Raw genomic sequence first — 13,107 nt, 5'->3', positions numbered from 1 at the left:
AGCCATTATGAAAACCGACAACCCGCAGAAATTGCGCGCCGACCGCGTCTGGCTGAGCGAAGACAGCTGCGATCTCGACGATTTTCGCCGCCTGGCGGAAAAGACCACCGCGCTTGCCGACTACCCCACGGCGTCTGCGATCGAAAAAAACGTACTGATCTACGACAGCCGCAAGGTGATGGCGGCCGTCGCAACGCCGGAAGGCCGGCGCGCCGTCCTGGCGGAGATCTGCGAGGCCTTTGGCGAGGGTCCCGGTGTCGCCGTCTTCAAGCATGCTTACGAGGATACCGGCATTATCGACCGCGCCAGCACCATCTTCGACCAAATCATCGCGGACCAGCACCGCAGCTCGACCGGCGGCGGCGATCACTTCGCCAAGCCCGGCGCCAACGACCGCATCTGGAATTCGCTGGAGAAACATTGCCTCGCCGATCCCGCGAATTTCGCCGAATATTACGGCAATGCCATCGTCGCACTGACAAGCGAAGCCTGGCTCGGCCCGAGCTACCAGATGACGGCGCAGGTCAACCGCGTCAATCCGGGCGGCGCGGCCCAATCGGCGCATCGCGACTACCATCTCGGCTTCCAGTCGTCCGGGGTGATCGAACAGTTTCCGGCGCATGTACACCGGCTCTCGCCGGTGCTGACGCTCCAGGGCGCGGTCGCCCATTGCGACATGCCGCTCGAAAGCGGCCCGACGCTGTTTCTGCCGCACAGCCAGACCTATGTGCCCGGCTATCTCGCCCTCAAGCGGCAAGAGTTCCGGGATTATTTCGAGGTCAACCATGTCCAGCTGCCGCTCGAAAAAGGCGACGTCGTCTTCTTCAACCCCGCCCTCTTCCACGCTGCCGGCACCAATCGTTCCGCCGACATCAAGCGTGTCGCCAACCTGCTGCAGGTCTCCTCCGCCTTCGGCCGGGCAATGGAAACCGTCAACCGCCAGAGGATGAGCGCCAAGCTCTTTCCCGCCTTGAAGACCTTGCAGGGCAGGCTTTCGCCCGATGAGATCACCAACGCCGTCGCTGCCTGCGCCGAAGGTTATTCCTTCCCGACCAATCTCGACCGCGACCCGCCGCTCGGCGGCCTGGCGCCGAAAACGCAGGCGCAGCTGATGCATGAGGCATTGGGGGAAGGCTGGAGCGACCAAACCTTTATGGCAGCACTTGCCGAGCAAGCGCAGAAGAAGCTGAGCTGACTAAGGAATTGAAAGCCGCTCATCCGCATTGACATATGAGCCTCCCGCACCCGCGGAAGGCCATTCGCATATCATCACCAAGGAGGAACCACATGAGCACGGATCACGGCCGCCTCGACGGCAAGATCGCTATCGTCACCGGCGGCACGCAAGGGTTGGGCGCGACCATCGCCCGTCTGTTCGCCGAACGCGGCGCGGAAGGCATCGTCATTTGCGGCCGCAACGAAGCCAAGGGCACGGCGAAGGCCGCAGAGATTTCGGCTGCGACGGGCGTGAGGGTCCTCTACGTCGGAGCTGATCTCGGCAAGGTCGAGGATGCGCAGAATGTCGTGCGTGCCTGCGATGAGGCCTTCGGCCGTGTCGACGCGCTGGTCAATGCCGCCGCCATCACCGACCGCGGCACTATTCTCGATACCAGCCCTGAACTCTTCGACGCCATGTTCGCGGTCAATGTGCGTGCGCCGTTTTTCCTGATGCAGGAAGCGGTGAAGGTCATGCGTCGCGAAAAGATCGAGGGCACCATCGTCAATATCGGCTCGATGTCGGCCAAGGCGGGCCAGCCCTTCATCGCCGCCTATTGCGCCTCCAAGGGCGCGCTGGAAACGCTGACGAAGAACACCGCCTATGCGCTGCTGCGCAACCGTATCCGCGTCAACGGCCTTAATATCGGCTGGATGGCTTCCGAGGGTGAGGATCGGATCCAGCGCGAATTTCACCACGCGCCCGCCGACTGGCTGGAGAAGGCGGCAGCAAGCCAGCCCTTCGGCCGCCTCGTCGACCCGCATGAGGTGGCGCGCGCCTGCGCCTATCTGTCATCGGCCGAATCCGGCCTGATGACCGGCTCGGTCATCTGCTTCGACCAGTCGATCTGGGGTGCTTATGACGGCTCGCCGCATCCGGTCGCGGCGCTTTAAAGAAGCAAGCGCTCGGCATTTCAATTGGCGGGCTCTGGCACCTGCCCGCGTTTGTAGCTAGGAAGAAGGCGACAGCATTCAGGAGGAAACCGGCGTGGCCGACAATCCGCTTTACGACATTCGCGATGAACGTTTCGGCGCTCTGGTCATCGGCAGCGCCGCGCTCGAGGAGCTTTATTCCGGCTGCCGCTGGACGGAAGGCCCGGTCTGGTTTTCCGACCTCAACTGCCTTCTGTGGAGCGATATCCCGAACGAACGCATGATGCGCTGGACACCGGATGGGACAGTCTCGGTCTTCCGCTCGCCCTCCAACTACGTCAACGGCAATACCCGCGACCGGCAGGGCCGGCTGGTCTCCTGCGAACATGGCCGCCGCCGCGTCACCCGCACCGAGACGGACGGCAGCATCACCGTTCTCGCCGACAGCTACAAGGGCAGGCGGCTGAACTCGCCGAACGACGTCGTCGTGCATTCCGATGGCGGCGTCTGGTTCACCGACCCGACCTACGGCATCCTGTCGGACTACGAGGGCCATAAGGGCGAGCCCGAGCAGCCAACCCGCAACGTCTACCGGATCGACCCGGCAAGCGGCGCGATCGAGGCTGTCGTCGAGGACTTCATCCAGCCGAACGGCCTTGCCTTCTCGCCCGACGAGACGAAGCTCTATATTGCCGATTCCGGTTCGGCAAAACATGAAGTGCCGTGCCATGTAAGAGTTTTCGACGTCATTGACGGCAGGAAGGTCGCCAATAGCCGCTATTTCTGCAGCATCGAAGCCGGCCATCCCGACGGCTTCCGTTTCGATCTCAGCGGCAATCTGTGGACGAGTGCCGGCGACGGCGTGCACTGCTTTTCGCCCGATGGTGCGCTGCTCGGCAAGATCAGGGTGCCGCAGACTGTGTCCAACCTCACCTTCGGCGGCCCCAAGAAAAACCGGCTCTTCATCACCGCGACACGCTCGGTCTATTCGATCTACACGAAGACCAACGGCGCCCAATATCCGTAGGCACCGGCGCCCTGCCGGCGCCGGCCCATGGCATAAGATCAGGCCTTCACCCCGTCCGGCCTGCCGTGCAGCGGCTCGGCACGATGCCAGTTTTCCAGGATTCGGCCGTCGCGATGCTTCTGCTGCGCCCAGCGGATTCCGTTCGAGATCACCTTGTGCACGATCTTGTCGTGATAGATCGGATAAGTCTCGTGGCCGGGACTGAAAAAGAAGATGCGCCCACGCCCACGCTGGAAGGTGCAGCCGCTGCGAAAAACCTCGCCGCCGGAATACCAGGAGATGAAAACCAGTTCATCCGGCTGCGGAATGTCGAAGGGCTCGCCATACATCTCCGAGGCATTGACCTCGAAATAGGGCGGCAGCCCCTCGGCGATCGGATGTGAGGGATTGACCACCCAGACACGCTCCAGGTCTCCATCAGGCGTCTCGCGCCAGGACAGGTTGGCATTCGTGCCCATCAGCCGGCGGAACAGCTTGGAATGATGGCCGGAATGCAACACAAGCAGGCCCATGCCCTTCAGCACGCGCTGCTGCACGCGGTCGATCAGCCCGTCGCTCACCTCCTCATGCGCCATGTGCCCCCACCAGAGCAGCACGTCGGTATCATCGAGCACACTGTCCGGCAGGCCTTCATCGGGATCATCCAGCGTGCCGCGTCGGATTTCGAAATCCGTATGGGCGATGCCGGCGGCGATCGCGCCGTCGATACGATCGGGATAGATCTCCTGAACTTCTCTGTGGAGCTGCTCGTGGCGCCCCTCGTTCCAGATGGTGACCTTGATTGTCATGGCATTCCTCGTGTTGTTTTTAGACGGAAGGCGAACGGGTGACCCGGCCGGCGGAATCGAACAGATGGCAAGCGGCAGGATCGGCTGCCAGCGACACGCGATCGCCCGGCCGCACCGCGATATCGCCCTCGGCGCGCACGACGATCGGCTGCTGCGGCGAGCCGACGGTCATGTAGGTCTCGACGCCCAAGCGCTCGACGATGACGACATCGGCCGTGAAATGTCCCTGCCCCTCTGGTGCAATCCTCAGATGCTCCGGCCGAATGCCGAGCCTGGCCTCGCCCTGCGGCACCGCGCCACCCGTGTCGGCAAGATCGAACGACAGCCCGATCGGGCTGTCGAGATGCAGGACACCCGCCGAAGCCCGCGTCGCCGTGACCGGAATGACGTTCATCTTCGGCGAGCCGATGAAGGTCGCGACGAATTCATTCTGCGGCTGATGGTAGAGTGACATCGGCGCCCCCTCCTGTGCCACCAGGCCCTTGTTCAGCACGACGATGCGGTCCGCCATCGTCATCGCCTCCACCTGGTCGTGGGTGACGTAGACGACGGTTGCTTTCAGCTCGCGGTGCAGCCGCTGCAGCTCGGCGCGCATCTGCACGCGCAACGCCGAATCGAGATTCGACAGCGGCTCGTCGAACAGGATCAACGCCGGTTTCTTGATGATGGCGCGGCCGATCGCCACGCGCTGGCGCTGGCCGCCGGAAAGGGCGGCCGGGCGCCGGTCGAGATAGTCGGTGAGTTGCAGGATCTCGGCGACGCCCTCCACCTGCCGGCGGATCTCCGCCTCCGATACCTTCTTCAGGCTGAGCGAGAAGCCAATATTTTCGGCAACGCTCATATGCGGATAGAGCGCATAGGACTGGAACACCATGGCGATGCCGCGCTTGTCGGGCGGCACGTCGTTGATGCGCTTGCCGTTAAGGATGAGGTCGCCCTCGTCGATGCCTTCGAGGCCGGCGATCATCCGCAGCAGCGTCGACTTGCCGCAGCCGGAGGGGCCGACGAAGACGGCGAATTCGCCGTCCTCAACGGTGATGTCGACGCCTTTGATGACCTCGAGCGCGCCGTAGAATTTGCGAACGTTTCTGAGATTGATCATCCGTTTCTCTTTCTGGATCTCAGCCCTTCACGCCGCCCGAAAATGTCTGGACGAGGAAGCGCCGGGCAAAGCTGAAGGCGATGACGGCAGGCAGCAGGTAGATGAATGCCAGCGCCGTCAGCAGTCCGTAGTCGATCTCGTTGATACGCAGGAAGGCGCGGAAGAGACCGAGCGGCAGCGTCTGCAGCTCCGGCGACGACAGGAAGATCAGCGGCAGCAGAAAATCGCCCCAGGCCGACATGAAAGCGAACAGCCCGGCCGCAGCCAGCCCCGGCAGCGCCAGCGGGATCAGCACCCGGCGGATACGCTGGATCAGTGTTGCCCCGTCCATTAGCGCCGCCTCCTCGTAATCCCGCGGCAAGCCGTCGAAGAAAGTCTTCATGATCCAGAGCGCCAGCGGCAATTGCATCGTCGCCAGCACCAGGATCAGCCCGAGATAACCGTCGATGAAGCCGGTCCAGCGCATGATGTCGCGGGCATAGCTGCCGAAGATTGGCCTGAGGACTGCCGCTTCCGCATTGTTCAGCGTCAGCAGGAACTTGTAGAGCGGCACGACGAGTGCGGTCGGGGGCAGCACGCGGATGAGCAGGATCGCATAGAGGAAGGGCAGCTTCCACCAGGCCCGGGTGCGCGACAGCGCATAACCGCCGAGCCCGGAAAGCACCATGACGAGCAGCGTCGCACCGCCGACCACGAAGAGCGAATTGAACAGCCACTTCGCCCCATCCTCCTTGGTGAAGACCTTCACGTAGTTGGCGAACGTCCATTGCTCCGGCCAATGCAGGAAGAGCTGCGCATTGCCGTCGAGCGAGGCGAGCAGTACCCAGAAGAAGGGCACGGCGCAGAAGATCGAGATCAGCGACAGCGTCGCATAGGCGATGAGGTCGGAGCGGCCCTTGTTGGCGGTCTCGCTTGGGGAAACGACGGCCATGTCAGACCTCCACTTTCATCGCCCGGACATAGGCAATGCCGAGAACCAGCGAGATGACGAGCGCAACGACCGCGACTGCGGCGCCATATCCCAGCTGGAACGACGTGAAGGACTGGTTGTAGATGTAAATGCTGACGACCTCGGTGGCGCCGCCGGGTCCGCCGCGCGTCAGCGCGTAGACGAGGCCGAAGACGGCGATAGTGGAAACGGCCGAGATCAGCATGTAGAGCAGGATCGTCGGCATCATCAGCGGCAGGGTAATGCGGCGGAACATCTGCGACGGCGTGGCGCCGTCCATGCGCGCCGCCTCGTAGATTTCGGCCGGAATGGTGCTGAGGCCCGCGGTCAGCAGGATCATTGCCGTGGCGATGCCGCGCCAGGTGTTGACGATGATGATCATCGAAAGCGGGAAGACCTGCAGCCAGTCGGCCGGCGTGATGCCGAAGACGCTGACGATGCGGCTGAGCGTTGCATTGTCGCCACCCGCCAGCATCGATATCCACATGAAGCCGGCGACCACTTCGGGGGCGGCATTCGGCAGCAGGATGATCGACGAGAACACCCGCCGGAAACGGATCGGCCGGCGCAACGCGATTGCCGAAATCAGGCCGAGCGCAAACTGGCCGACCACTGCGGAACCAATGACGAAGACGAAGGTGACGAACAGGGAGTTCCAGAATTTCGCGTCGTTGAACAGCCTGGTATAGTTGCGGAGCCCGACGAAGCGAGGCCGAAGTGCTGCCGCCCCGGTCAACGCCTCGTTGGTGAAGCTCAGATAGATGGAATAGATAGCCGGGTAGATGACGAAGGCCAGAAGCAGCACCAGCGAGGGCAGCAGGATCAGCAGCCATTGCCGCTCAGCGCGCCTTTCATGAGAGTTTCGGGCCATGGAAGCTCACAAACCTTGTCATGTGAATCCGGCCTTGTCGTATGAACCGGTCTATCGAATGAACGCGGGAAGACGCGGGCGATGACGCCGCGTCCCCGCTCCCGAGGTAAAAAGGCCAGCTTATTTGACCATGTCGTCGCCGAGGGTTTCCTTGACGTAGTCGACAAGGATCTTCTGGGCGCCGGCGGCATCGGTTTCCTTGCGCAGCAATGCTTCGGTGGCGCGCGCGACACCTTCAGAGACCGTGCCGAAACCGGAGGCCTGCTTCAGGAAGACGCCGTTTCCGGCCGCTGCATGGATCGGAACCAGTTCCGTCAGCTTCTGGAAGTCGGCATTCTTGGCCGCATCCTTGCTGGCCGGAATGTTGCCGATGCGGGCGGCATAGGAAACCTGCGTCTCGATCGAGCCGATCTCCATTAGCGCTTTGATTGCCAGTTCGGTATTGGCCGACTTGGAATTGACGGCCCACGGCGCGGCGAGGTTGGCGAGCACATACTGGCCACTGCTCTGGCCCGGCACCGTCCAGGTTCCCACAACCTTGGTCACCTCGGGGATCGGGTTCTTGCTTTCGCGGCCCCAGTCGAAAATGTAGCACCAGGAACCGCAGGTGGTCGCGGCAAGCTTGCCGGCCGGGAACATCTGGTACTTCGGCACGACCCAGGGTTCCGGTCCGAGCAGCGGCTGCGTCGGCATCAGATCCTTATCGATCAGCTGCTTGTAGACGTTGAAGACATCCTTGATGCCTTCGCCATTGAGATCGAGCTTGCCGTCGGCATCGACCAGCTGCGGCGTCTTCGAGCCGACGAGCAGGTGCTGGAAGCCTTCGTCGAAAGCGCCGCTTCCCCAGGAGACGCCGGCCGGGAAGAGCAGGCCGTAGGCACCGGTCTTCTGCTTGATCTCGGCGGCGCGGTCGAGAAGCTCCTGCCAGGTCTTCGGCTGTTCGGTTGAAATACCGGCCTTTTCGAGAACGTCCTTGCGGTAATAGATTTCCTGGATACCGAGCATGAACGGCATCACATAGGTTTCGCCATCGGGGCTGACGGCAAGCTCCTTGGCGACGTCATAGAGGTTGGCATAGCCGTCCCAGGCCTTGAACGCCTTGGTAACAGGCGTGAGGTAGCCGGCTTCGACCATGTCGGCGACGGCCGCCGTCGTCGGGATAGAGAACAGGTCGGGCGCGTTGCCGGCGCCGAGCTCCGTCAGCAGCTTGGTCAGGTAGTCCTTGTCGGGCGCCGGATATTCGATGACCTCGACGGTCACCCCATATTTCTTTTCGATCCGCTCGACCGTCGATTTCATCGCATCGATGCCGGCCTGACCATGATTTGCAATTCGGATTGTCTCAGCCTGCGCCAGGGTCGAAACCGCGCTGAGCAAAATGGCCCACAGGCCACCAAGAACCGTTTTCTTCAACGAAAAATCCTCCCTCTTTCAGACACACGGCGCCCTCCAGCACCGGCTGTGAAAATGTACACGTATTCCAATGAGTCGCAAGGCGTTTTTGAAAAGACTCGAGCGTAAAAGTTAATTCATTGATTTTACAGACTATTATAAGTCTTGCGATAACTGCATTACTTGTGTAATCGTGTGCACAATGCATCCGAGGAGGAATTTCATGTCTGAGAAACTACGCCTCGGCGTCATTGGCGCCGGCTTGAAGGCGGCGGAGTATGCCGAGAGCTGGGTGAGGATGCCGGAGATCGAATTTGCAGCGCTCGCCGACACCACGGCGGCTTCGCGTCAGCGCCTGATCGACGTCTGTCTCGCCGCCGGCACATCCGAGCCAAAGAGCTTCGAGGACTATCGCCCGATGCTCGCCGAGTGCCGCGGTGAACTCGACATTATCTACGTCTCCACCCCGCATGCCTTCCACGCCGAACAGGCAACCGCCGTCGCCGAGGCCGGCCTCGACCTCTTCCTGGAAAAACCGATGGTGACGACGGTCGCCGAGGCCGAGAGGCTGATCGCCGCCCAGAGGAAAAGCGGCGTCACCATCGTCACCGCCTTCCAGGGCGGCCTGTCGCCGCTGGTACTGGACACCCGCCGGCGAGCTCTCGCTGGCGAATTCGGCGCGCTGATCGCCATATCGGGCATGATCTGGGAAAGCTGGTCGTCCAACTATCACGGCCATTGGAAGCAGCAGCCTGCCATATCGGGCGGCGGCTTCATGTTCGATACCGGCGCCCACATGATGAACACCGTCTGCCTGCTGGCCAATTCAGATTTCGACAGCGTGTCGGCCTACATGAACAACCATGGCAGACAGGTGGATATCGCCACCGCCGTCTCCGCCCGGCTGAAGAACGGCGCGCTGGCGACACTGACCGCCGCTGGCGAAGGCCCTCCCGGCTGCGCTTCCTACATCACCTTCTTCTATTCGAAGGCGATCGTACGCATCGACGCCTGGGGCGGCTGGCGCGAGATCAGTGTCGGCAGCAAAGCCGAGCCGCGCGAGGAGGCCGAGATTCTCGGCAATCCGATGAAGAATTTCCTCGCCATTCGCGAGGGAAAGATGGAAAACTCCGGCTCCGTTGAAATGGGCCTCAGATTCGCTAGGCTATGGGATGCAATTAAGGAATCGGCAGCGGCCGACGGCGCTTCCGTCAGGATCGCCGCCCGATAGGCGCTGAAGATGAGCGGAATGAACAGACGGCGGATCACCTCGAAGGAACTGGCAAAGCTCGCCGGCGTCTCCTCCGCCACCGTTTCCCGCGCCTTCTCGCCGGATTCGCGTATCGGCAGCGCCACCCGGGACCGCATCCTCGCCGTCGCCCGTGAACATGGCTACCAGCCGAATGCGATCGCCCGCTCGCTGAACAACCAGCGCTCGCGTCTGGTTGCCCTGGTCGTCAATGCGATCGGCAACCCATGCGAGGCGGAGGAGCAGCAGCTTCTCGTCCACCGCCTACAGGCACGGCAATTGCTGCCGATCATTCTTTGCTGCGCCGACCACGCCGACCGGCTGCAACTGATGCGTCTTGCCTCCACCTATCAGGTCGATCACGTCGTCGTCTTCTCCGACATGGTATCGATGCAGGACGCCGTCGATATCTTCCACACGACCAAGCCGATCATCGTCTCCTTCGAGCCGCTCGAAAACGAGAATGTCTCCAGCATCCGCATCGATGGCTCTGCGGCCGCCGACGAGATCATCGACAAGATTGTCCGCGACGGCAAGAAGCGCTTCGCCTACCTCGCCGGTACCACTTCAAGCTGGATCGACAAGCTCAGGCGCAAGTGGTTTGCCGATGCGCTGGCTAAGCGCGGCCTGGCCTTCGAGGCGCAGGCCTTTGGCGACTATTCCTATGATTCCGGCTTCAAGGAAGCGGTGCTGCTGCTGCACCGTGACAAGGTCGACGCCATCATCTGCGGCAACGACGTCATGGCGATCGGCGCACGTGATGCCGCCCGCCGCGTGCTCGGCAGAAACACGCCGGACGATATTGCCATCGTCGGCCAGGATGGCATCGCCATGGCCGCCTGGGATTGCAATGACCTCACCACGCTGAGCCTCGACCACATCGCCTTCATCGATGCCGTCGTCGAATTGATCGAACGCCATGACGCCGAGATCGAAGGCCCGCACAACATCACGCTCACCTGCACCGCGCGCTGGGGCTCGACCGCCTGATGCATGTTCGTAGCCGAGCGTGAAGCGGTTCAGGATGACGACAGGCATGAAAAAAGCTAAAGCGCGTCGCATGAAAGAGATTCGATGTGACTCGCTTCAGAGCATGATGCCGAAAAGTGTGAGCGGTTTTCGGACAACATCATGCTCTAATTCTTTAATTTGGCTCGCACCTTATTGCATCACGGAGGAATAGCCGATGACCCGATTTTCACGCGCCGAAAGGCGCCGCGCCGCTCCCGAAGCCATGACCGGGAGAGCCTGAGATGCGGTCCGTCGTTTCCTTCAACGAAGGCTGGAGTTTCCACGAGGGCTTCGGCCAGCGCCTGCTCGAAAACTTCGATGCCGCCAGGTCGGTCAGCCTGCCCCATACCGCCGTCGAATTGCCCTTCAACTACTTCGACGAGACCAGCTATCAGCGCGCCTTCACCTATCAGAAGGTGCTGCGCTGGCTGCCTGAATTCGAGGGCCGCGAGGTCTCGCTCGTTTTCGACGCCGCCATGGCAGACAGCGTTGTCTATTTGAACGGCGAAGAAATCATCGCCCACAAGGACGGTTACACTCCCTTCGAGGCACGCCTCACCGGCAAGCTCCTCAAGGGGAAGAACCTCGTGACCGTCAAGATCGACGGCAGCGAAAACCCTGCCATCCCGCCGTTTGGCGGCCGCATCGATTATCTCACCTATGCCGGCATCTATCGCGACGTCTGGCTGAAAGTCACCGACCCCGTCTCGATTCGCAATCTCAAGATCGAAACCACAGACGTTCTCGCCTCGGAGAAGTCGGCAACCATCCGCGTCGATATCGCCAATCCCGAGGAGCGCAGCTTCTCGGCGACCGTCACCGCCACGTTGAAGCAGGCAGACGGCGCGGTGATCGCCACCGCAGCAACCGAAACGATCGGCGACCGCACCAGGCTTTCCTTCGGCGGTCTCACCGGCATCGCCCTCTGGGACATTACCGATCCCACGCTCTACGAGGTCACCGTCGAACTGAGGACCGAGCACGGCTCCGACCGTCTCTCCACCCGCTTCGGCTTCCGCACCGCCGAATTCACCCCGGAAGGTTTCCTCTTAAACGGCAAGCCGCTGAAACTGCGCGGCCTCAACCGCCACCAGGCCTTCCCCTATGTCGGTTATGCCGCCGGCCGGTCGGCCCAGGAGCGCGACGCCGACATCATGAAGTCGGTGCTGAAATGCAATATCGTCCGCACCTCGCATTATCCGCAATCGAAATGGTTCCTCGACCGCTGCGATGCGATCGGCCTGCTGGTTTTCGAGGAGATCCCCGGCTGGCAGCATATCGGCGATGCCGACTGGCAGAAGGAATCGATCGAGAACGTCCGCCGCACGATAGAGCGCGACTGGAACCATCCCTCGATCATCATCTGGGGTGTGCGCATCAACGAATCGCAGGATGATCACGATTTCTACGCCGAGACCAACCGGCTCGCCCGTGAACTCGACAGCACCCGCCAGACCGGCGGCGTGCGTTATATCACCGAGAGCGAGCTGCTCGAGGACGTCTATACGATGAACGACTTCATCCTCGGTAACGAGGAACTGCCGGGCGCCAACCGCCCGCGCACTGCATTGCGCGGCCAGGAGGAAAATACCGGCCTGTCCCGCAAGGTGCCGTACCTCATCACCGAGTTCAACGGCCACATGCACCCGACGAAGATCTATGACCAGGAGCAGCGCCAGGCCGAGCATGTGCGCCGCCACCTCGACGTTCTGAACGCCGCCTATGGCGATCCGGATATCTCCGGCGCCATCGGCTGGTGCATGTTCGATTACAACACCCACAAGGATTTCGGCTCCGGCGACCGCATCTGCTATCACGGCGTCATGGACATGTTCCGCGAGCCGAAATTCGCCGCCTATGCCTATATCAGCCAGTGCGACCCGTCCGAAGAGATCGTCATGAAGCCGGCGACCTTCTGGGCGCGCGGCGAACGCAATATCGGCGGCGTGCTGCCGCTGATCATCCTGACCAATTGCGACGAGGTGGAGCTGCAATACGGCGTGCTCAGCAAGCGCATCGGTCCGGACCGCGAAAACTATCCGCATCTGCCGCATCCGCCCGTCGTGCTCGACCATCGGCACTTCACCACGGATGAACTCGGCACCTGGGGTCTCGAATGGATCGACGGCACCTTGACCGGCTATATCGCCGGCGAGCCGGTGGCCAGCCTGACGCTGGCGGCCGATCCCTTGCCGACCACGCTGGAAATCGTCGCCGACAGCTCGACGCTGAAAGCCCGCGAACGCGACAGCACCCGCGTCATCATCCGCGCACTGGACCAGTGCGGCCAGCGCCTGCCCTTCATGAACGACACGATTTCGCTGAAGGTGCATGGACCTGCAAGGGTCGTCGGCCCGGCCAATGTGCCGCTGCAGGGCGGCACCGCCGGCTTCTGGCTGGAGGCGACCGGGATGGTGGGCGAGATCACCGTCGAAGCGGTCTCCTCGCGTTTCGAGCCGGTAACCTTCAGCGTGACGGCCGCGGCCTGACGACTGATCACCCGATCCGCACCTGGCTGTCCGGATCGAAGAACACGGCCTTGTCGAGATTGAAGGCAAGGCGAGTTGTCTGTCCCGGAGCGATGCCGGCATCGGCGCGCAGGCGGGCGACGACGGATTTGCCGCCGAGCT

Annotated in this window: 11 protein-coding genes and 1 pseudogene; 6 read left to right on the top strand and 6 right to left on the bottom strand. The window is 62.1% G+C overall.

Going from position 1 to position 13,107, the window contains the following annotated elements; genetic code table 11:
- Window positions 1-7: 7 nt before the first annotated feature.
- The 3 genes from HJB83_RS08715 (at window position 8) to HJB83_RS08705 (ending at window position 3,115) form a co-directional block, all read left to right on the top strand.
- Window positions 8-1,195 (top strand): phytanoyl-CoA dioxygenase family protein, encoded by a 1,188-nt coding sequence (locus tag HJB83_RS08715; protein ID WP_221131714.1) that lies wholly within the window; start codon window positions 8-10, stop codon window positions 1,193-1,195.
- A gap of 92 nt (window positions 1,196-1,287) precedes the next feature.
- Complete coding sequence (locus tag HJB83_RS08710) at window positions 1,288-2,109, top strand: SDR family oxidoreductase (RefSeq protein ID WP_207581906.1); 822 nt, start codon at window positions 1,288-1,290, stop codon at window positions 2,107-2,109.
- 94 nt (window positions 2,110-2,203) lie between these two features.
- Window positions 2,204-3,115, top strand: coding sequence for an SMP-30/gluconolactonase/LRE family protein (locus HJB83_RS08705; RefSeq protein ID WP_207581907.1), 912 nt, complete (start codon window positions 2,204-2,206; stop codon window positions 3,113-3,115).
- 38 nt (window positions 3,116-3,153) lie between these two features.
- On the opposite strand, the gene HJB83_RS08700 is transcribed toward HJB83_RS08705, so the two are convergent.
- The 5 genes from HJB83_RS08700 to HJB83_RS08680 all read right to left on the bottom strand — a co-directional run bounded on the left by HJB83_RS08700 (window position 3,154) and on the right by HJB83_RS08680 (window position 8,238).
- Window positions 3,154-3,903, bottom strand: a complete 750-nt coding sequence (locus tag HJB83_RS08700) for a ThuA domain-containing protein (protein WP_207581908.1) — start codon at window positions 3,901-3,903, stop codon at window positions 3,154-3,156.
- 19 nt (window positions 3,904-3,922) lie between these two features.
- A complete protein-coding gene (locus HJB83_RS08695; RefSeq protein ID WP_207581909.1) occupies window positions 3,923-5,005 on the bottom strand; it encodes an ABC transporter ATP-binding protein in 1,083 nt (360 codons plus the stop codon).
- Between the two features lie 19 nt (window positions 5,006-5,024).
- The gene (locus HJB83_RS08690) at window positions 5,025-5,936 is read right to left on the bottom strand and encodes a carbohydrate ABC transporter permease (RefSeq protein ID WP_207581910.1); all 912 of its coding nucleotides are present in this window, start codon (window positions 5,934-5,936) and stop codon (window positions 5,025-5,027) included.
- Between the two features lies 1 nt (window position 5,937).
- Window positions 5,938-6,825 carry a carbohydrate ABC transporter permease gene (locus HJB83_RS08685; protein ID WP_221116578.1) on the bottom strand — a complete coding sequence of 296 codons (888 nt, stop codon included), beginning with the start codon at window positions 6,823-6,825 and terminating at the stop codon, window positions 5,938-5,940.
- Between the two features lie 120 nt (window positions 6,826-6,945).
- Window positions 6,946-8,238, bottom strand: coding sequence for an ABC transporter substrate-binding protein (locus HJB83_RS08680; protein ID WP_221116577.1), 1,293 nt, complete (start codon window positions 8,236-8,238; stop codon window positions 6,946-6,948).
- A gap of 202 nt (window positions 8,239-8,440) precedes the next feature.
- Here HJB83_RS08680 and HJB83_RS08675 point away from each other — a divergent pair, with 202 nt between their 5' ends.
- The 3 genes from HJB83_RS08675 to HJB83_RS08665 all read left to right on the top strand — a co-directional run bounded on the left by HJB83_RS08675 (window position 8,441) and on the right by HJB83_RS08665 (window position 12,966).
- On the top strand, window positions 8,441-9,448 hold the full coding sequence (locus HJB83_RS08675) for a Gfo/Idh/MocA family protein (protein WP_207581913.1): 1,008 nt from the start codon (window positions 8,441-8,443) through the stop codon (window positions 9,446-9,448).
- Window positions 9,449-9,457: 9 nt separating this feature from the next.
- Window positions 9,458-10,456 carry a LacI family DNA-binding transcriptional regulator gene (locus tag HJB83_RS08670; RefSeq protein ID WP_207581914.1) on the top strand — a complete coding sequence of 333 codons (999 nt, stop codon included), beginning with the start codon at window positions 9,458-9,460 and terminating at the stop codon, window positions 10,454-10,456.
- A gap of 263 nt (window positions 10,457-10,719) precedes the next feature.
- Window positions 10,720-12,966: a glycoside hydrolase family 2 TIM barrel-domain containing protein gene (locus HJB83_RS08665; RefSeq protein ID WP_221131713.1), complete on the top strand. Its 2,247-nt coding sequence runs from the start codon at window positions 10,720-10,722 to the stop codon at window positions 12,964-12,966.
- Window positions 12,967-12,973: 7 nt separating this feature from the next.
- Here HJB83_RS08665 and HJB83_RS08660 read toward each other — a convergent pair.
- Window positions 12,974-13,107 (bottom strand): annotated as a pseudogene (locus tag HJB83_RS08660) (sugar ABC transporter ATP-binding protein); the annotation flags it as partial.

Source organism: Rhizobium sp. NZLR11 (genome assembly GCF_019685115.1).
Taxonomy (GTDB): Bacteria; Pseudomonadota; Alphaproteobacteria; order Rhizobiales; family Rhizobiaceae; genus Rhizobium.
The sequence above is the reverse complement of the archived record's forward strand: the minus strand, read 5'-3'. Positions and strand labels throughout refer to the sequence as shown.